Below are 18,785 nucleotides of genomic sequence, written 5' to 3'. Positions count from 1 at the left end.
TTCCATGGTCGCTGAACATACCCCGGAGACTAAGGGCGGGATCGCTAGTCCCCGGTCGGCGATACTTTATTTGATCGGCTCCCTGGTCCAAGGCCTGGGACTCCTGCTGATTCAGCCGTTCGCCATTCGGTTGCTCGACCCGGCACAGTGGGGTCTGGTGTCGACGTCGGTCGTTACCATCCAGGTAGTCGTCGTGCTGATCTCAGCGGGGCTCCCGCTGGCTATCAGCCGGCTGTGGTTTGACCGCACCAACGGCCAGGCGCGGTCGCGGGCCATGTATGGTTTCTTGGCACTCACAGCGTTGCTGCTCGGAGTGGCCGCGGCGCTTGTTGCTGCCTTGGTATCGCGCAACCCGGACGGTTCGGTGGCATGGCCAGCCGTCTTGTCGATGCTCGCCATTGGGTTGCTTGGCACCGTTCTGGGCGCTCAGGCAGTCCTGCGCGCCCAGAACCGGCCTCTCGCTTTTGTGGCTCTGAGCCTGGTGTCGTCGGTGGCGGCCAACCTTGCAGGCCTCGCCGCCATCCTCCTGACATCTGCCAGTGCCACGAATTACCTCGTTGCCTACACCGTCGCGGTCGCAAGCGCCGCCGCCCTGGCCCTGATTCTGGTCAAGCCCAAGGCGCCTTGGCGGGTGGAAGGCGTGCTGCGGGAATCGATCGGCATTGCGTTGCCGCTCCTGCCGCACACGGGTGCGCTTATGCTGCTGACCCAAGGCGCCGTGCTGATGCTGGCGTTCCTGTCCGGTGCGGTGGCAGCAGGGCAGTTCGGCGCTGTGCTGATTTTCGTCCTCGGTCCCTTGACGCTGCTCAATGCGCTCAATAATGCCTGGTCCACGCGGCTGATGGAGTCCAGGGCGGGGGAACTGCCCGCCCTGCTCCGCAAGGTCGCCACGGAAGCCCTCCTCGCTTCGGCCGCCATCGGGTTGCTCGCGTCCGCCGCGGCCTCCGCGGGAAGTATTGTGCTCACAGCGTCTCCGGAAGCGCTGGCCCCTGTGGCCCGGATCCTTCCCCTGGTTTCGGTGGGCTACGGGCTTTTCCTCATCGCGACCAACGTTGTCTATATCCTCGAGAAGACCCGTTCCATGGCCTACACGACGCCGCTGGTCCTCATCCTGATGGCGGCCATCGCCGCGCCTTTCGCCGCGTCCGGCTATTTGGAAGTTGTTGCGGCGATCCAGGCTGCCGGTTTCACCTTGCTCGGCGTGGCCTACTGGCTTGTGGTCAAAGGGAAGACCCCGGCGTCGTGGCCGGTGGGGCTTTTCATCATCCTCCTCGCCGTCCACCTCGGGGCGGTGGCCGTCTTGAGCACTCTTGCACCGAGTCTCGTGGGCGGAGCCATCGAGATCGCCGTGGTGGCACTGCTGATCCTGGCTGCCGGCTACATCAAGGTCAAAAGGTTCCAGCCAGCCTAAGCCGGCGTCCCCACCCACCCCCGCACCGGCGGGGGCATCCTGCTGCACTGCGCCGCGCACTGGCCGCCCCCGGGACATTGCCGTAGACGCTAAGGTGCTCCTGACAAACGAAACCCCGCTGCAGTGTCCGCCGGAAGGGCGGCTGCAACGGGGTTTCTTTATGGTCTGGCCGGCATCAGCTGAACGCAGCACTCACCGTCGGTGGGTGGTGGTTAGTTGATGTAGGCGCCGCGGGTGGTGGTCCAGGTGATTTTTCCGCCGGTGAATGGTTGGGTGCAGGTGGTTTTGGTGGTGTTGCAGGTTTGTGCTCCGGTGGGGTAGCCGAGGCGTCCTGTTTCGAAGCCGGTTTGTTGCCAGAGGGTGCGGATGGGTCCGTTGGGGCTGATTCGGGCTCCGGTGGTGGGGGACCAGATGATGGCGCCGCCTTGGTAGTTCTGGTAGCAGCCGCTTTTGACGAGGCCGCAGACGACTCCGGTGGTGGGGTAGGCGAGGGTGCCGGTTTCGTAGCGGGTGGCTGCCCAGGCGTTGCGGATGGGTCCGTTGGGGCTGAGTTGGGCTCCGGTGGCGGGGGACCAGATGATCGCGCCTTTTTGGTAGTTCTGGTAGCAGCCGCTGTTGACCAGGCTGCAGACCTCCGCGCTGGTGGGGTAGCCCAGGAGCCCGTTTTCGGCGGCGTTGTTCCGGTAGAGGGTCCGGATGGCTCCGGTGGTGGTGGGCTTGGCGCCGGAGGCGGTGGAGTAGAGGATTTCGCCGTGTTGGTAGGCCTGGTAGCAGCCGCCGTTGACCAGGCCGCAGGTGACGGCGCTGGTGGGGTAGCCCAGGGGCCCTGTTTCGTAGCGGGTCCCGGCCCAGGCGGTGCGGATGGGGCCGTTGAGGCTTAGCTGGGCGCCGGTGGCCGGGGACCAGAGGATGGCCCCTTTTTGGTAGGGCTGGTAGCAGCCGTCGTTGACCAGGCCGCAGGTGGTTTCTCCGGTGGGGTAGCCCAGGGGGCCGCCTTCGAAGCCGGAGTTCGCCCAGGCGGTGCGGATGGGTCCGTTGGGGCTGAGTTGGGCGCCGGTGGCGGGGGTCTGGATGATGGCGCCGGCTTGGAAGCCCTGGTAGCAGCCTGTTTGGGGGAGTCCACAGATTTTGCCGCTGGTGGGGAATCCGAGGGCGCTGTTTTCGGCGCCGGCTTTGCGGTAGGCGGTCCGGACGGGGCCTTCTTCGGAGAGCTGGGCGCCGGTGGCCTGGCTCCAGAGGATTTCTCCGCGCTGGTAGCTCTGGTAGCAGCCGGAGTTGCGGAGCCCGCAGACCTCGCCGCTGGTCGGGTAGCCGAGGGCGCTGTTTTCGGCGCCGGCTTTGCGGTAGGCGGTGCGGATCGCTCCGGCGGTGGAGGGCTGCGCGCCGGACGCGGCGGAGTAGAGGATTTCACCGTTTTCGTAGGCCTGGAAGCAGCCCTGGTCACGGATCCCGCAGATCAGTGCGCTGGTGGGGTAGCCCAGGGGCCCGTTTTCAAAGCCCGTGCGGGCCCACGCGTCCCGGACAGGTCCGTACAGGCTGGCCTGGGCGCCGGTGCCGGCGGACCAGATCACGGCCCCGTTGCCGAACAGCTGGAAACAGCCGCCGTTACGCAATCCGCAACTCACCCCCGACGTCGCGGCGCCCAACTGCGTCGTCGCCGACGCCAACTCCGCAATCGCCTTACCCCCCACGCCTGATGTGGATTCGATCGTCACGCCGGCAGCGGAGTCGGAGATCCAGTTGATGATGACCCGCGTTCCCGCGTGGGTGGTAAAAGTTTGCCCCGCCTGCCAGGCATGCCGGGCGCTGTAGTAGCCGGCGAACCGGTGCGAATCAGGCATCAGGACCAGGGATCCGGAGCCGAACTGTTGGACAATCTTTACGCCGCGGTTGCCGTTGACGGCCGTGCCTGCATCGAAACCCACAGGAAGCCGCAACTCCAGGTAATACACTTCGCCGCTGACCGGGTCCGTGAACTTGACGGCCCGGTTGTCCGCCGTTCCTGCCCAGGCCGTGAGCGTATAGCTCCCCACGTTGCTGACCTGGCCCAGGTTCCGTATTTCGCGTCCGGTGCCGAAGCCGCCGAAATCCCAGAGGCTGGAACTAATGGTGGGCTGTGTTGTCTGGGATACGCCCATCAAATCCATGCTGTCACCGTATTCCCGGATGCTGCAGGTGGGGTCCGCGAAGGAGCCGTCCGCATTGCTGGACACGTCCTGTGCGCCGCTGCCGCACTCCAGGCTGTTGGCGTGCATGAGCCCGAGGACGTGGCCAAACTCGTGGGTCAGTACGCTTCTGGTCAGTGACGCCGGGAGCGGCATGATGACCCGGCCACTGGTTCCGTTGTAGCTCCAGCCCGCACCATAGGCGCCGTCAGAGAGAGTGGGACTGGAAACAAACACCACCAGAGCCGTGTAGGGGCTCGGGACCCATCCGAGTTCATTCGCAATGGTGTTCATCATGTCGGGATACCGTTGCCACGACGTCGCCTTGCTGGTGAAGGTTTCCTTACTCGCAACACTCATCGAAAGCCTGTTACTGGACATGCGCTTCCAGTAGGCGCTGGTTCCCTCGACGGCCGCGACGGCACTGTCCATGGAGATGTTCGTCTTGACATTGGCGAGCTGCACGGTGACGAGACGTACCTTGATATCACCGCTTCGGGCCAGGGAGTACGCTTCCGTGCTTAATGCCCGGGGTGCCGCCCCCTTAATTCCGGGTAGGGGCGGAGTCTGAAAGGTATGGACGGACGTGGGTGCTCCGCCAGTGGGCTCAGCCGCCGGAGGCGCCTGTGTGGCCTTTTCGACCATCGGCGCAGGGGCGGTCGCCTGCGGCTTCGTTGCTGGCACCACGGGTGCTGGCGCAACGGAAGCGGAGGTGGTCGGCGATGGCAGGGGAGACGGCGTCGTCGACGCGGCCGGCGCGGTCGCCGGACCGCTGGCCGGGGGCTGGGACGTCGCCGAGGCCGGTGCCGCGGAAAGTCCGGTAAGGGACGCAGCCGATATGAGCGCGGCAGCGAGATACGTTGCCATCATCCGTTTGAGATTCATTGTTTCCTTCAAGAACGCGGTGCCGGGAGCCACAGGGAGAGGCCCCGGCCGAGAGACCGGGAAGTGTAGGCAGTCTAGGGAGCGGTCAGGGACCGTTCCGCGGAACGATGCTGAACCTGCCCATTACTTTTGCTGGGTCAAAAATTCCTGCGCTAACGGTGGATAATTCCTGCGCTGATCCAGCGGATTGGGCGTGGGGCAGTACGGCGTCGGTGGGTGGTGGTTAGTTGATGTAGGCGCCGCGGGTGGTGGTCCAGGTGATTTTTCCGCCGGTGAATGGTTGGGTGCAGGTGGTTTTGGTGGTGTTGCAGGTTTGTGCTCCGGTGGGGTAGCCGAGGCGTCCTGTTTCGAAGCCGGTTTGTTGCCAGAGGGTGCGGATGGGTCCGTTGGGGCTGATTCGGGCTCCGGTGGTGGGGGACCAGATGATGGCGCCGCCTTGGTAGTTCTGGTAGCAGCCGCTTTTGACGAGGCCGCAGACGACTCCGGTGGTGGGGTAGGCGAGGGTGCCGGTTTCGTAGCGGGTGGCTGCCCAGGCGTTGCGGATGGGTCCGTTGGGGCTGAGTTGGGCTCCGGTGGCGGGGGACCAGATGATCGCGCCTTTTTGGTAGTTCTGGTAGCAGCCGCTGTTGACCAGGCTGCAGACCTCCGCGCTGGTGGGGTAGCCCAGGAGCCCGTTTTCGGCGGCGTTGTTCCGGTAGAGGGTCCGGATGGCTCCGGTGGTGGTGGGCTTGGCGCCGGAGGCGGTGGAGTAGAGGATTTCGCCGTGTTGGTAGGCCTGGTAGCAGCCGCCGTTGACCAGGCCGCAGGTGACGGCGCTGGTGGGGTAGCCCAGGGGCCCTGTTTCGTAGCGGGTCCCGGCCCAGGCGGTGCGGATGGGGCCGTTGAGGCTTAGCTGGGCGCCGGTGGCCGGGGACCAGAGGATGGCCCCTTTTTGGTAGGGCTGGTAGCAGCCGTCGTTGACCAGGCCGCAGGTGGTTTCTCCGGTGGGGTAGCCCAGGGGGCCGCCTTCGAAGCCGGAGTTCGCCCAGGCGGTGCGGATGGGTCCGTTGGGGCTGAGTTGGGCGCCGGTGGCGGGGGTCTGGATGATGGCGCCGGCTTGGAAGCCCTGGTAGCAGCCTGTTTGGGGGAGTCCACAGATTTTGCCGCTGGTGGGGAATCCGAGGGCGCTGTTTTCGGCGCCGGCTTTGCGGTAGGCGGTCCGGACGGGGCCTTCTTCGGAGAGCTGGGCGCCGGTGGCCTGGCTCCAGAGGATTTCTCCGCGCTGGTAGCTCTGGTAGCAGCCGGAGTTGCGGAGCCCGCAGACCTCGCCGCTGGTCGGGTAGCCGAGGGCGCTGTTTTCGGCGCCGGCTTTGCGGTAGGCGGTGCGGATCGCTCCGGCGGTGGAGGGCTGCGCGCCGGACGCGGCGGAGTAGAGGATTTCACCGTTTTCGTAGGCCTGGAAGCAGCCCTGGTCACGGATCCCGCAGATCAGTGCGCTGGTGGGGTAGCCCAGGGGCCCGTTTTCAAAGCCCGTGCGGGCCCACGCGTCCCGGACAGGTCCGTACAGGCTGGCCTGGGCGCCGGTGCCGGCGGACCAGATCACGGCCCCGTTGCCGAACAGCTGGAAACAGCCGCCGTTACGCAATCCGCAACTCACCCCCGACGTCGCGGCGCCCAACTGCGTCGTCGCCGACGCCAACTCCGCAATCGCGAGGGAAGCGGCGCTCGAGACGCTGTTTCGCGCGAAGGCGCTCAGGCCGGCGTAGTTTCCGTTCCAGACGTTGGAGTCCCCGCCGTCGGCAAAAGGCCCCTTTTCGCTGTATTGCCAGACACTGAAGGTGTCCCAGCTGGAGGGCAGGGCGCCCGGGCTTTCGCTCTGGGACCCGGGGAACCGTGCGATCCACAGCGGCCAGTCGCCGAAACCGGAAGGGTCCCCCACGCAGTTGCTCCACCAAGAAGTGGTGGTGTACAGCATGGGAAGCCTGCCGGTAAGCGCCTGCATGGTCCTGCCGAAGTCACGGGCCCACGTCGTCAGCTGGGCGGGGGACATGTCGTAGCAGGTGTTGCCTTGGTAGTAGCCGCCGATGGTCTGGCCGGCGTACGGATTTCCCTCAAAGTCGAGCACGGGAGGCAGCGTATAGCCGTCGGCGGTCCATCCCCCGCCACCTTTGACGAAGATCCTCGCTTGATCAGCGCCCGAGGATGCGGCCGGATTGGCGTAGTGGTAGGCCCCGCGGATCATTCCGACGTCGCGCGCTCCCCGATACTGGGCCCCGAAGATGGCGTTGGAGTAGTAGTTCCCCTCGGTTGCCTTGATGTACGCAAAACGAGCGCCCATGTTCCATTGCTGCTGCCAGTTAACACCTGCCTGGTAATAGCTAACGTCAAGTCCCTGGATTCCGAACCTCGGCATCCACGTGCTTTCGGCCGTCAACGCTTCCGTCGTTGTCCTCAGGGTGGCACTGGCACCTGTACCGGCGGCGCTGCTCCCTTGCCCCATCTCCGCCCCGCCGGCGACGGTGGCTGCGGCCATCGCGGTGCGGTATGCCGCCGACGAGCGATCGGTTGATACTGCGGGACTGGCTGCCGTCGCGGGGACCTGCTTAGCGGCGGTCGGAGTGCTTGGTGGGGGTGCCGCCGGGGCCGAAGCGGGCAGGCCCGGGGACGTCGTCGCCAGAGCCGGGACGGTGGACGCAGGTGTCGCCGAGGCGCCCGGCGTGGGTTCGACGGCACCCGCCGGGGCCGCCAGGCCCGAACCAGCCAGCAGGCAGGCGGCCAAAAGTGTGGCTCCCACCCGGCTGCGGAGGTGACTGGGGGGAGGAAGTAGGGTCCGCATCATGTGCCGCTCCGGAACATCGACACGGTGGTAGCCGCGTCAAGGTAGTCTCGCGCCCGGACCTCGCAAGGCGAAGCTGTCCCGGATCTGAGAATGTTGTCTGACTTATCGCGCTCACCCTAACATCGCTGAATTTGGTTAATCAGAGTTTCCTGTGTTACCTGTGTGAAAATTGTTATAAAAATGCCGAAAGTTTTCCACATCCACTCATCCGGACCCTTGTCCTCAGGACCGGGCGCCCCTAGCTTTAACCCAGTTGCGGCGCCCGGGGACAGGGGCCGGCAGTCATATTGGGGGCCATTGTGGAGGCTGTACGCATAGTCGAGGACGAAGTCCGCGAATTGATCCGCCGGCGCGGGCTCGACCCCCTGAGGCAGACCGGAGAAGTCCGGCGCCTCGTCGAGGCGGCGGTTCTGGATTACGACGAGCGTGCCCTGTTGGCTCCCCTCCCGCCCATCGGCCCGCTTGAGACTGCCCGGCGGTTTGTCTTCGATGCCGTGGCCGGATTCGGCGCCCTTCAGCCCTTGCTCGATGATCCCGCCATCGAGGAAATCTGGCTCAACGCCCCGAACGAGATCTACGTCGCACGCAACGGCGAGTCCGAACTGACCTCGGTCTCGCTCACAGACCAGCAGGTCAAGGACCTCGTGGAACGGATGCTGAAAAGCTCCGGCCGCCGGCTGGATATGTCCTCGCCCTTTGTGGACGCCGCCCTCCCCGACGGATCCCGGCTACATGTCGTGATTCCGGACGTGACACGGCGGCACTGGGCCATCAACATCCGCAAATTCGTTGTGAAGGCCAGCAGGCTGGAGCACCTGGTGGAACTCGGCACCTTAACCCCGCAGGCGGCGCGGTTCCTTGGCGCGGCGGTAGCCAGCGGGCTGAACATCCTGGTTTCCGGAGCGACCCAGGCCGGCAAGACGACCATGCTCAACTGTCTGGCCGCGAGCATCGGAACCCGCGAGCGGGTCATCACTGTCGAGGAGATCTTCGAGCTGCAGTTTCCGCTGCGGGACGTCGTGGGGCTGCAGTGCAGGCAACCGAACCTTGAAGGCCAGGGCGAAATCCCCATGCGCAGGCTGGTCAAGGAGGCTTTGCGTATGCGTCCTGACCGGTTGGTGGTGGGCGAAGTCCGGGAGGCCGAAAGTCTGGACATGCTCATCGCACTGAACTCGGGCTTGCCGGGCATGTGCACCGTCCACGCCAACTCGGCCCACGACGCCGTCACCAAGATCTGCACACTGCCGTTGCTGGCTGGCGAGAACATCTCAAGTGCCTTCGTGGTGCCCACAGTAGCTTCCTGCATCGACCTTGTGGTCCACTGTGCCCGGCACGCCAGCGGACGCAGAGAGGTGACGGAGATCCTGTCGCTGGGCAGGCGGGTGGAAAACGGCATCATCGAATCCTCCATGGTCTTCGCCGTCGCGGAGGGCCAATTGCTGCCCAGCGCCAACTCAATGCCGGCAGCAGAGAAGTTCGCCCGGGCGGGCTTCGACGTCGCCGCATTGTTGGAGGCGGGCTGATGGCTGCACTGCTCGGCATGCTCGCCGGCGCCGGTCTCTTGCTCATCTGGTGGTCGGCCTGGGAACAGCCCAAGGCGGCCGGGCCGAGGAGGCGAAGGACCCGGCTGGAGGATCTGTTGCGCTCGGCAGGAATTGAGAAGGTCAGCGGCCCCGGTCTGGCGGCTACTTGCCTCGGCGTCGGAGCGGTGACGATGCTCGTCTTCTACGCCGCGGCCAGGTCGGCGCCGATCGCCGCCTGTTTCGGCCTGTTCGGCGGTTGGCTGCCCGTCGCCATCGTCAAGTGGCGTGCGCGCAAGCGGAGCGCTGCCCTGCGCCAGGTATGGCCTGACGTCGTCGACCACCTTCGGTCAGCGATCCGTGCCGGCCTCTCGCTGCCGGAGGCCCTCATCCAGTTGGGCGACAAAGGACCTGACGAGCTTCGACCGGTGTTCCGGGACTTCGGGTCCGACTACCGCTCGGGAGGGCAATTTGATTCCTCCCTGACCCGTTTGAAGGAACGCTTGGCTGATCCCGTGGCTGATCGGATTATCGAAGCGCTCCGGCTGACGAGGCAGGTCGGCGGTTCGGACCTTGGGCGGCTGCTGGGCACGCTCGCGGAATTCTTGCGCGAGAGCGCCCGTACCCGGAGCGAGCTGGAGGCGCGGCAGTCCTGGACCGTCAACGCTGCCCGCCTGGCCGTGGCGGCACCCTGGCTGGTCCTGGTGCTGCTGGCAAGCCGTCCGGAAGCGGTCGCTGCCTACAACACTCCCCTCGGGGCCGCGGTTTTGCTGGGCGGCCTCGCCGTTTCCCTTCTCTCGTACGCGGTCATGCTCCGCATCGGTGCGCTCCCGGCAGATGAGCGGGTCCTGCGATGACCGGGCAGCTGGCGCCTGCCCTTGTCTGGGGAGTCCTTCTTGGCAGCGGAGTCTCGTTGGTGCTGGCCCGACTGCCGTTTCTGCGGCCGACGACGTTCGTTGAACGCATCCGTCCCCAGCTGAAGGCGCACAACCTGGAATCCCGTCTCCTGCGAACCGTGCCGGGGAACATCACTCCGTTTGGGCCATTGGAACGAATCCTGCGTCCGGTCATCGGCGACGCCGTCACCTGGCTGGGAAAGCTGAACCCGGGGTCCTCAGCGCTGAACCGCCGCTTAGCAAGGGCCGGGAGCGCCAAATCACCGGCCGACTTCCGGGCAGAACAACTCCTCTGGGGTGCCGGCGGCTTTGTCGCCGCGGCCGGGGCGTGGGTGCTCTTCGGCGCCGCCGGACGTGTCAACCCCCTCCTGGCCGTGGTTTTGGTGCTTGGCAGCGCCGCCGGCGGCGTTGTGTTTCGGGATTATTTTCTGGGTGCCCGGATCAGGAAGCGCGAAGCGCGCATGATGGCGGAGTTCCCCAGCATTGCCGAACTCATGGCCCTCGCCGTCAGTGCAGGCGAGAGCGCCGCGGGCGCGCTCGACCGGGTGTGCCGCAGTGCGCGGGGAGAATTGTCCAAAGAATTCGGCCGCGTCCTGGCGGAAACCCGGGCTGGGAAGCCACTGGCGGAAGCCCTCCAGGAGTTTTCCTCCCGGACCGAGCTCGGTCCCCTGCTGAGGTTCGTCGACGGGCTGATTGTAGCCATCGAACGGGGCACCCCGCTCGCTGAGGTTTTGAGGGCGCAGGCCCAGGACGTCCGTGATACGGCCAAGCGCGAACTGATGGAATCAGCGGGAAAGAAGGAAATCGGAATGATGGTTCCCGTCGTCTTCGGCGTCCTCCCGCTCACCGTCGTGTTCGCCGTCTTTCCCGGTCTGGCTGCCATCAGCCTCGGGCTGTGACGGCACCGAGGGAGAAACAGCAGCATCGACACTCCAGCAGCACTGACAGGAACCCAGCAGAACCGAAGTAGAACACGCCAAGAAGAAAGACCAACGAACCGCCAATCCTAGGGGGAACCAATGAAGCAGATCCTGTACCGCATGGCGCTCTTGCTCTACACCACCAGCCTGATGCCCGGGCTGGTCCAAACCCGCAGGGCTGAGAAGGGAAGGGGAAAGCGTCCTGAATCTCCCGGCGACCACCGCGAGCGGGGTGACGTGCCGGGCTGGGTCATGATCACCCTCATGTCGGCAGTTTTGGTGGCCGCCCTCCTCGCCCTCGCGGGGCCGGCGCTCGAAGGACTGTTTAACCAGGCCATGGACAAAGTGGGGCAGTAGCACGTGCGTCCGGCAGGCGGCGGCCACGGCGGAACCGACGAACGAGGTTCGGCCGTGGTGGATTTCGTCCTCGTGGGTGGCCTGCTGACGCTGTTCTTTCTCGCCATTGTCCAGCTCACCCTTGTTCTTCACGTCCGGAATACTCTGATCGACGCCGCAGCGTCGGGTGCTAGGTATGGCACGCTCGCGGACCGCGGTTCCGCGGACGCACGGGACAGGACCGCCCAGCTGATCGGCGTGGCCTTGAACCAGGACTTCGCTACCGACGTGACCACGAGCGAAACCACTTACCAGGGCATCCGAACGCTGGAAATCACCGTCCGGGCACCCCTGCCCATCATCGGACTCATTGGGCCCCGGGCCGTACTGGAGGTGAAGGGGCATGCCGCTGTCCAGCCTTAAAAGGGCCGGCAGCCGGCAGGTACCGGAGGCCTGCTCCCGGATGAAAGTTCCGCGCGCCTGCGCTCAGGGCTGCACCGCTGAAGCTCAGGGCTGCACCGGTGAGGACGTAGCCGAACGGGGAAGCGCCGTCGTTGAATTCACGTTCCTGTCCCTGCTGCTGATGGTGCCGCTGGTCTATTTCATCATCACGATGGCCCAGCTCCAGGGCGGCTCCTTTGCAGTGGTGGGCGCGGCAGACCAGGCCGCCAAGGTCTTCGTCGCCCAGCCCGACGCCGCAGCCGGCCAGGCAGCCGCCGAGCAAGCTGTGCTGCTGGCGCTCGCGGACCATGGGCTCACAGCAACGGACGCCGAAGTCGAGACCAGCTGTGCACCGGCAGACTGCATGGCGGCAGGCTCCGCCGTGACAGTCACTGTCCATTTGACGGTGCCGCTGCCGTTCCTTCCGTTCAGCGGCGTGCTGGACCTGAACGCCGGCCGGCTCAGCGCCTCCGCGACACAGCTGGTTGGCCGGTTCCGATGACCGGGAGTGGGAAACGGGCCGGACCCCGGCGCCCGCTCCGGCCAGCACACGGCGGCCAGCAGCGCGACGCCGGGCAAATGATGGTGCTGATCATCGGCTACGTGCTTCTGGCGCTGCTGCTCACCACTGTGGTGGCCGCTGCGTCCAGCCTCTATATCGAGCACAAGAAGCTCCTTTCGATGGCCGACGGCGCTTCGGTGGCGGCCGCAGACAGCTTCACCCTGGGACAGCTTGAATCCGGAGGGGCCAGCCCCACCGCCATCCTGACCGGCGCCCGCGTGCGCGGGGCCGCCGCCGAGTTCCTGGACCGGAGCGGCGCCTTCTCCCGGTTCAGCGGGCTCACCGTCGGAGCGGGGACAGGAAGCCCGGACGGTTCCACCGCCGTCGTGGTCCTGAGCGCCGCGGTGCATCCGCCGGTAGTCAACTTTCTTGTCCCGGACGGCATCCGGATCGAAGCCAGCTCGACGGCGCGTTCCCGGCTCACACGGTAGGCCCGGGCCGGTTGTCCCGCGCCGGTCGCCCGGCCGGTCGCCCGGCGGGTCCTGCGGGGCGGGTCTTGCGGGGCGGGGCCGACCGGGAACGTCCGAGTGGGCGGGCGGCCCCGTGCGGGCCGCCCGCACGGATAGCGTAGGGTTAAAAAACCATGGCAAACATTGATTTTCCCGCAGAAATCCGAGCACTCCGCGCCACCTACGTCTCGATCGAAAACGTTTCGAATGTGGACGCGCTGAAGGAGGACATCGCCGAACTCAGCGAACGGGCCGGCGAACCCAACCTGTGGGATGATCCCGCGGCAGCGCAGGTGATCACCTCGCGGCTCTCGCACCGCCAGTCAGAACTGGCGCGCCTGGACTCTCTGGTGTCCCGGATCGACGATCTCGAGGTCCTCGTGGAGCTGGGCCAGGACGAGGACGACGCCGCTTCCATGGGCGAAGCCGCCACGGAACTGGACTCGATCCGCAAAGCACTCAAGGACCTTGAAGTTGTGACCCTCCTGTCCGGGGAATTCGACGAGCGCGAAGCCGTTGTGACCATCCGAGCCGGTGCCGGGGGAGTGGACGCGGCGGACTTCGCCGAGATGCTGCTGCGGATGTATTTGCGATGGGCCGAACGCCACGGTTACCCGACCACCATCATGGACACCTCCTATGCCGAAGAAGCCGGTCTCAAGTCCGCCACATTCGAGGTCAAGGCACCATATGCCTACGGAACGCTCAGCGTCGAAGCCGGAACGCACCGCCTGGTCCGGATCAGCCCCTTCGACAACCAGGGCCGCCGTCAGACCTCGTTCGCTGCCGTTGAAGTCATTCCACTGATCGAGCAGACCGACTCCATCGACATCCCGGACAACGAGATCCGTGTCGACGTCTTCCGTTCCTCCGGCCCCGGCGGACAGTCGGTCAACACCACCGACTCCGCCGTCCGCCTGACCCACATCCCCACCGGCACCGTGGTCTCGATGCAGAACGAGAAATCACAGCTGCAGAACCGGGCAGCCGCCCTTCGGGTGCTGCAGTCCAGGCTCCTGCTGCTGAAGAAGGAACAAGAGAACGCGGAGAAGAAAGCATTTGCAGGCGACGTCAAGGCCTCCTGGGGCGACCAGATGCGCTCCTACGTCCTGAACCCGTATCAAATGGTCAAAGACCTCCGCACGGAGTACGAGGTCGGCAATACCTCGGCCGTGTTTGACGGTGAGATCGATGACTTCATCGACGCCGGCATCCGTTGGCGCACCGACAACCGCAACGCAGAGAGCTAAAGTACGTACCAGTCGCCTCTTGTGTCACATGCGTCGCTCGGGTCTAATCCTGCGACACGCCCCGTGCGCGGGCGCATCCTCCGAAGCCCGTGCGTATAGTCGAGAAGCCGGAGCTCTACTTCCCCCACTAGAAAGCCCGCGCACCGGCGGCAGCTCTGGACCGTATCCGTCCATGTCCTGCAGGGTACTTAGGGCCATGATCCGTTTCGAAAATGTCACCAAGGTCTACGACCAGACGGCGCGACCAGCGCTGGACTCGATCAACCTTGAGATCGACCGTGGCGAATTCGCCTTCCTCGTCGGCGCCTCGGGTTCCGGTAAATCGACGTTCCTGCGGCTGGTCCTCAAAGAGGACCGCGCCTCCTCCGGCGCCGTCTATGTGGCCGGCCAAAACGTTGCGAACATCTCCAGCTGGCGGGTGCCCAGGCTCCGGCGCGGCATCGGCGTGGTGTTCCAGGACTTCCGCCTGCTGCCCCAGAAATCTGTCTTCGCCAACGTCGCGTTCGCCATGCAGGTAATCGGCAAGAGCCGCAGCGTCATCCGTGACACCGTCCCCGAGGTCCTGAAGACCGTCGGACTGGAAGGCAAGGAAAACCGTCTTCCGCACGAACTCTCCGGTGGCGAGCAACAGCGCGTGGCGATCGCCCGCGCCGTCGTCAACCGGCCGGGCATCCTGCTGGCCGATGAGCCCACCGGCAATCTGGACCCCACCACGTCCATGGGCATCATGGGGGTACTGGACAAGATCAACCAGAACGGCACCACCGTGGTCATGGCCACCCACGACGACGACATCGTCAATGAGATGCGCAAACGCGTCGTCGAACTCCATAACGGTGTCATCATCCGGGACGAGGCCAAGGCGCTCTATACGTCCATGATTCCGGTGGTGGGACAGTCCCGCCGCCTGCGGGATGCCAGTGGGCGGGACCCCGAGGCCGCCGCCGCAGCGCCGGCCGCAGGGGAGGGCCAGCTGTGAGGCTCCAATTCGTTCTCGCCGAAATCGGCAGCGGCCTGCGCCGCAACCTTTCCATGGTGGTTTCGGTCATCCTGGTGACGTTCGTGTCGCTGACGTTCGTCGGCGCAGCCGGCATGCTGCAGTTGCAGATCAACCAGATGAAGGGCTACTGGTACGACAAGGTCCAGGTCGCCATCTTCCTCTGCAGTGACGGCTCGGCGGCGGCCAGCTGTGCCAGCGGCCCCGCCACCCCTGAACAGCAGGACAACGTGGCCAAGCTCCTTCAATCGCCCGCGGTGGCCCAGTACGTCAACGACTTCCAGTTCGAGTCCAAGGACGATGCCTACAAGCACTTCAAGGAACAGTTCTCCAACTCGCCGATCGTCGACTCGGTAACGCCCGACCAGCTCCCGGCATCCTTCCGGATCAACATGAAGGATCCGGAGAAATACCAGATTATCAGCGAGACCTTCTCCTCCCAGAGCGGCGTCGAAACGGTGATCGACCAGCGCCAGCTCCTGGAGCGGCTGTTCTCCGTCATGAACGCCGCGTCCCTCGTGGCCGTCAGTGTCGCTGGCGTGATGATCATCTGCGCCATTTTGCTCATAGCCACCACCATCCGGTTATCAGCGTTCAGCCGGCGGCGGGAAACAGGCATCATGCGTTTGGTCGGGGCCTCAAAGATGGTGATCCAGCTCCCGTTCATCCTCGAAGGCGTGATCGCCGCCGTAATCGGCGCGGCCCTCGCCTCGGGAACGTTGTGGGCGGTGGCGCACTTCTTCCTGGGCGGCTACCTGTCCCAGCAGTATCCGGACACCCCTTTTATCTCCGCAGGTCAGACCCTTGTCCTGGCGCCGGCACTGATCGGCCTTGGCGTACTGCTGGCAGGCGTATCATCTCTCCTGACCCTTCGTCGATACTTGAGGGTCTAGCGTGCAAAACGAAAAAGGACACCCCATGACAGCGATGCGCCGGACCGCCCCGCGGTCGGTTCCGATCCGCCCCTGCCAGGCGGGTCGCCGCAGCCGCATCGTAAGCGCGGTGCTGGCGCTCGTCCTGGCGGCGAGCATGGGGGCCTCGACGCCGGTGGCCTTCGCCGACACCCTGGAGGACCAGCAGGCAGCCCTCCGGGAAGAAGCAGCCCGCGTTCAGCATTCCCTCGAATTTGTGGACTCCCGGATCGCCCAGGCCGCCTCGGACCTCGTCCTGTACCAGGGCCAGCTCCCCGGTGCGCAGCAGGCCCTGCTCGAAGCCCAGGGACGCGTGGCCGGCGCCGTCAAGGAATCCGAAGCCCTCGCCGCCCGGGTGGATCTGGCTCAGCAGAACAAAGCCAAGCTCACCCAGCAGCTTGAGACGGACAAGCAGAAAATCGCCGACACGAAGAAGCTGATCGGGCAGATCGCCACCCAGGCTTACAAGTCCGGCGGGGTTCCCTCCAACCTTTCACTTTTCTTCGGCTCCAACAACGGCGGCAGCCTCACGGAGACGATCGACCTTGCCGACCAGGCGATGCGAAGCCAGAACTCCGCAATGGACAAGCTGACCCAGCAGAACGCCACCAACGTTAACTCCCAGGCCCGGCTCGAAGCGGTGGAAACCGAAATCAAGGACCTCAAGGCCAAAGCCGATGCCGCACTGGCCCGCGAACAGGCCGCCCGCGACGAGGCCGAAGCCAAGAAGTCCCAGGTGGACAAGCTCATCGCCGACACCACCCGGCTCGATGCCGAGCTCCAGGCCGCCAAACCGGCGATCCAGACCCAGCTGGCCCAGGTCAAGACCCAGCAAGACGCTGTGGCGGCGGACATCGCCGAGCGCGACCGCATGCTGCGTGAGGCCTATGAAGCCGAACAGCGCCGCATCGCGGAGGTCGCCGCTGCTGCGGCTGCCGCAGCCGCCCGCGCCCAGGGCCAGGCCCAGGCCAAGCCGGCGCCGTATGTGCCCGCCGCGCCAGGATCACCGTCGGCCTTCGGCCTGCAGCATCCCCTCAATGGTGTTCCGATCACCTCAGGCTTTGGCTGGCGGGCAACTCCGCCAGGCACCATCGACTTCTATGGCCAGGGTGGCTACATGCACACCGGTATTGATTTCGGCGCTGCCTGTGGCACCCCGGTGTTCGCGGCCGCGGCCGGAACCGTGTTCTCAGCCGGCTGGGCCAACGACGGCGGTGGCAACAACGTGAAGATTTCCCACGGTGTGGTCCAGGGCAACTCATTGACGACGATTTACTACCACAACACCTCCGTCGTGGTCTCGCCCGGCCAGCAGGTCAGCCGGGGCCAGCTGATCGCTTATTCCGGCACCACCGGCAACTCCACTGGCTGCCATTCGCACTTTGAAACCTGGCTCAACGGCCGCGCCGTTGACCCGATGAACCTGCTCTGATCCGCCTGCAGCGGAAGGCCGGGGGCCGGGCCGCGGCCCTGCCGTAAACTGGAAGAAGCCCGCGCTGTTCCGGCGCACGGCTTCCCCATCGATTCAAGGAGTTCCACCGTGCCGAAAGAAAGTGGCCGTAAGGTAGTGGCCACCAACCGCAAGGCCCGGCATGACTACCACGTCCTCGATACCTACGAGGCCGGGATTGCGCTGATGGGAACCGAAGTAAAGTCCCTTCGCGAAGGCCATGCCTCCATGGTCGACGGTTTCTGCACCTTCTATAACGATGAGCTGTGGATGGAAGGTATCCACATCCCCGAGTACCACCAGGGGAGCTGGACCAACCACGCCGCCCGCCGCCGTCGGAAGCTGCTGCTGCACCGCGACGAACTGACAAAAATCTCGCATAAGATCCGCGAATCAGGTTTCACGATCGTCCCGCTCCAGTTGTACTTCGTGGATGGCCGGGCGAAAGTGGAGATCGGCGTCGCCCGCGGCAAGAAAGAGTACGACAAACGCCAGACCCTGCGTGAGCAGCAGGACAAACGCGAGGCCCTGCGCGTCATGCGCGAGCGGAACCGGCGCTAGCGGTCCCCGCCGCGCATGCCGCGGGAATCAAACGGCGGACATGTGCGTTATGCTTGGTAGTCCGGGAGGGATCCGCAAGATCCTTAACGGGTTTGATAAAAAAATACGGGGATGATCGGTTTCGACGATGTTAGTCGCGACAGGTGAAGCGGGCCGAGGATGCAGAATTATCTCGTAAACGCTGTCTGCAAACCAATAAGTGCCGAATCAAAACGCACTGACTTCGCTCTCGCTGCCTAAGCAGTAAGACAGTCCGTCAGCCCGAGGTTGCTATTGCCCCGGATCCTGGCGTCATTTAGATAGCCACTGCTGTTTACCCCCGTCATCGGGGTGAACGGGACTCTTAGATGACTGGGCCCGGATCAGCCAGCTGTTTGTAGCATGGCTGGGGCCGAGAAAATCCACCGCAAACTGCGCCCGGAGAAGCCCTGACAACACGACATCGGACGGGGGTTCAATTCCCCCCATCTCCACCATGGGTGCGCCGGGAACGGCGTTCCACCCCGTATAGTTCCAGACAAAAGGCCGGAAGCCTCAGCTTCCGGCCTTTTGCTTTGCCGGAATGGTCGCAGGAGCGGTGCCCCGGCCAGGAACCCGCTCAGCGCTTCTTGATGTGGGCAACCGGGTCGGCGTGGGTCTCCGCGACGTTTTTGGACTTCTTCTCGGCGCGCTTTTCCTTGATGGTTTTCACCGGCTTCTTGGTCAGGTGCCGGTGCGGTGATTTGTCAGGCATTCAGGCTCTCCCTAACAGCAGGGGACCGGTTTGGCCCCGTGCTAATAAGTTACGCCTCGGGCACCGCAACGTCCACGATGCCAACGAAGCGGCTGCCCACACCTTCGTACTCGCTGCGGACCAAGCCGGCGCCGGTGCCGGGGATCTCGACCGACGAATGGTGCGCGCAGCACACGTACGTAAAGTCCGGCCACCACTTCTTGGGGCGGGCCGCCTCGGAGAAGCCGCACACGGCACAGGTGAGCTGGACCCACACCGGGCGTTTGCCGGTCCGGTTTTCTTTGGACTGGATCAGCCACTGCGGGGGATTGTCGAGAAGTTCACTGAGCTCGTCGTCGCTCAGGCGGGACGGAATACCGTGACGGTGCGCCATCTCCAGCGGAATGTCGAGGATCTGGGCTGCAACACGACGGGTAACCATTCTTCAACGATACGCGATGGCAGAGGCCCCGGACCGCCTCCGCCGGGCAGGGGTAAGGC

Annotated in this window: 17 protein-coding genes and 1 other RNA gene; 14 read left to right on the top strand and 4 right to left on the bottom strand. The window is 65.1% G+C overall.

Features of this window, described 5'->3' with window-relative positions:
• The first annotated feature begins 4 nt into the window (after positions 1-4).
• Positions 5-1,411 (top strand): lipopolysaccharide biosynthesis protein, encoded by a 1,407-nt coding sequence (locus tag RCH15_RS09110; RefSeq protein WP_326960211.1) that lies wholly within the window; start codon positions 5-7, stop codon positions 1,409-1,411.
• A gap of 212 nt (positions 1,412-1,623) precedes the next feature.
• On the opposite strand, the gene RCH15_RS09105 is transcribed toward RCH15_RS09110, so the two are convergent.
• Both RCH15_RS09105 and RCH15_RS09100 read right to left on the bottom strand, forming a co-directional pair.
• Entirely contained in the window at positions 1,624-4,041 is a 2,418-nt protein-coding gene (locus RCH15_RS09105; RefSeq protein WP_326960209.1) for a M43 family zinc metalloprotease, read from the bottom strand.
• 643 nt (positions 4,042-4,684) lie between these two features.
• Positions 4,685-7,234: a GH25 family lysozyme gene (locus RCH15_RS09100; protein ID WP_326960207.1), complete on the bottom strand. Its 2,550-nt coding sequence runs from the start codon at positions 7,232-7,234 to the stop codon at positions 4,685-4,687.
• A 344-nt stretch (positions 7,235-7,578) separates the two neighbouring features.
• Here RCH15_RS09100 and RCH15_RS09095 point away from each other — a divergent pair, with 344 nt between their 5' ends.
• The 13 genes from RCH15_RS09095 to ssrA all read left to right on the top strand — a co-directional run bounded on the left by RCH15_RS09095 (position 7,579) and on the right by ssrA (position 18,048).
• The gene (locus RCH15_RS09095) at positions 7,579-8,802 is read left to right on the top strand and encodes a CpaF family protein (RefSeq protein ID WP_326960205.1); all 1,224 of its coding nucleotides are present in this window, start codon (positions 7,579-7,581) and stop codon (positions 8,800-8,802) included.
• Positions 8,802-9,656: a type II secretion system F family protein gene (locus tag RCH15_RS09090; protein WP_326960203.1), complete on the top strand. Its 855-nt coding sequence runs from the start codon at positions 8,802-8,804 to the stop codon at positions 9,654-9,656. The genes RCH15_RS09095 and RCH15_RS09090 overlap by 1 nt, the downstream gene beginning before the upstream one ends.
• On the top strand, positions 9,653-10,594 hold the full coding sequence (locus tag RCH15_RS09085) for a type II secretion system F family protein (protein ID WP_326960201.1): 942 nt from the start codon (positions 9,653-9,655) through the stop codon (positions 10,592-10,594). Before RCH15_RS09090 ends, RCH15_RS09085 begins: the two co-directional genes overlap by 4 nt.
• 120 nt (positions 10,595-10,714) lie before the next feature.
• Entirely contained in the window at positions 10,715-10,972 is a 258-nt protein-coding gene (locus RCH15_RS09080) for a hypothetical protein (RefSeq protein ID WP_326960199.1), read from the top strand.
• 3 nt (positions 10,973-10,975) lie between these two features.
• Entirely contained in the window at positions 10,976-11,374 is a 399-nt protein-coding gene (locus RCH15_RS09075) for a TadE family protein (RefSeq protein WP_326960197.1), read from the top strand.
• 40 nt (positions 11,375-11,414) lie between these two features.
• Positions 11,415-11,894: a hypothetical protein gene (locus tag RCH15_RS09070; RefSeq protein ID WP_326960195.1), complete on the top strand. Its 480-nt coding sequence runs from the start codon at positions 11,415-11,417 to the stop codon at positions 11,892-11,894.
• Positions 11,895-11,971: 77 nt separating this feature from the next.
• Complete coding sequence (locus RCH15_RS09065) at positions 11,972-12,385, top strand: hypothetical protein (RefSeq protein WP_409016962.1); 414 nt, start codon at positions 11,972-11,974, stop codon at positions 12,383-12,385.
• Between the two features lie 152 nt (positions 12,386-12,537).
• The gene (gene prfB, locus RCH15_RS09060; RefSeq protein ID WP_326960191.1) at positions 12,538-13,653 is read left to right on the top strand and encodes a peptide chain release factor 2; all 1,116 of its coding nucleotides are present in this window, start codon (positions 12,538-12,540) and stop codon (positions 13,651-13,653) included.
• Between the two features lie 196 nt (positions 13,654-13,849).
• The gene (gene ftsE / locus RCH15_RS09055) at positions 13,850-14,632 is read left to right on the top strand and encodes a cell division ATP-binding protein FtsE (RefSeq protein WP_326960189.1); all 783 of its coding nucleotides are present in this window, start codon (positions 13,850-13,852) and stop codon (positions 14,630-14,632) included.
• A complete protein-coding gene (gene ftsX, locus RCH15_RS09050; protein WP_326960187.1) occupies positions 14,629-15,543 on the top strand; it encodes a permease-like cell division protein FtsX in 915 nt (304 codons plus the stop codon). The genes ftsE and ftsX overlap by 4 nt, the downstream gene beginning before the upstream one ends.
• A 34-nt stretch (positions 15,544-15,577) precedes the next feature.
• The gene (locus tag RCH15_RS09045) at positions 15,578-16,993 is read left to right on the top strand and encodes a peptidoglycan DD-metalloendopeptidase family protein (protein WP_326960326.1); all 1,416 of its coding nucleotides are present in this window, start codon (positions 15,578-15,580) and stop codon (positions 16,991-16,993) included.
• A gap of 108 nt (positions 16,994-17,101) precedes the next feature.
• On the top strand, positions 17,102-17,572 hold the full coding sequence (gene smpB, locus RCH15_RS09040; protein WP_326960185.1) for an SsrA-binding protein SmpB: 471 nt from the start codon (positions 17,102-17,104) through the stop codon (positions 17,570-17,572).
• 107 nt (positions 17,573-17,679) lie between these two features.
• Positions 17,680-18,048: a transfer-messenger RNA gene (gene ssrA, locus RCH15_RS09035) on the top strand.
• 122 nt (positions 18,049-18,170) lie between these two features.
• Here the strand turns inward: ssrA and RCH15_RS09030 are convergent.
• Together RCH15_RS09030 and RCH15_RS09025 are read right to left on the bottom strand one after the other, a co-directional pair.
• Complete coding sequence (locus tag RCH15_RS09030; RefSeq protein ID WP_326960183.1) at positions 18,171-18,305, bottom strand: hypothetical protein; 135 nt, start codon at positions 18,303-18,305, stop codon at positions 18,171-18,173.
• A gap of 49 nt (positions 18,306-18,354) precedes the next feature.
• Entirely contained in the window at positions 18,355-18,726 is a 372-nt protein-coding gene (locus RCH15_RS09025; protein ID WP_326960181.1) for a hypothetical protein, read from the bottom strand.
• Between the last annotated feature and the right edge of the window lie 59 nt (positions 18,727-18,785).

This window comes from Arthrobacter sp. MP_M4 (genome assembly GCF_035984855.1).
In the GTDB taxonomy this organism is placed as follows: domain Bacteria; phylum Actinomycetota; class Actinomycetes; order Actinomycetales; family Micrococcaceae; genus Arthrobacter.
This window is presented reverse-complemented; position numbering and strand designations above follow the sequence as displayed.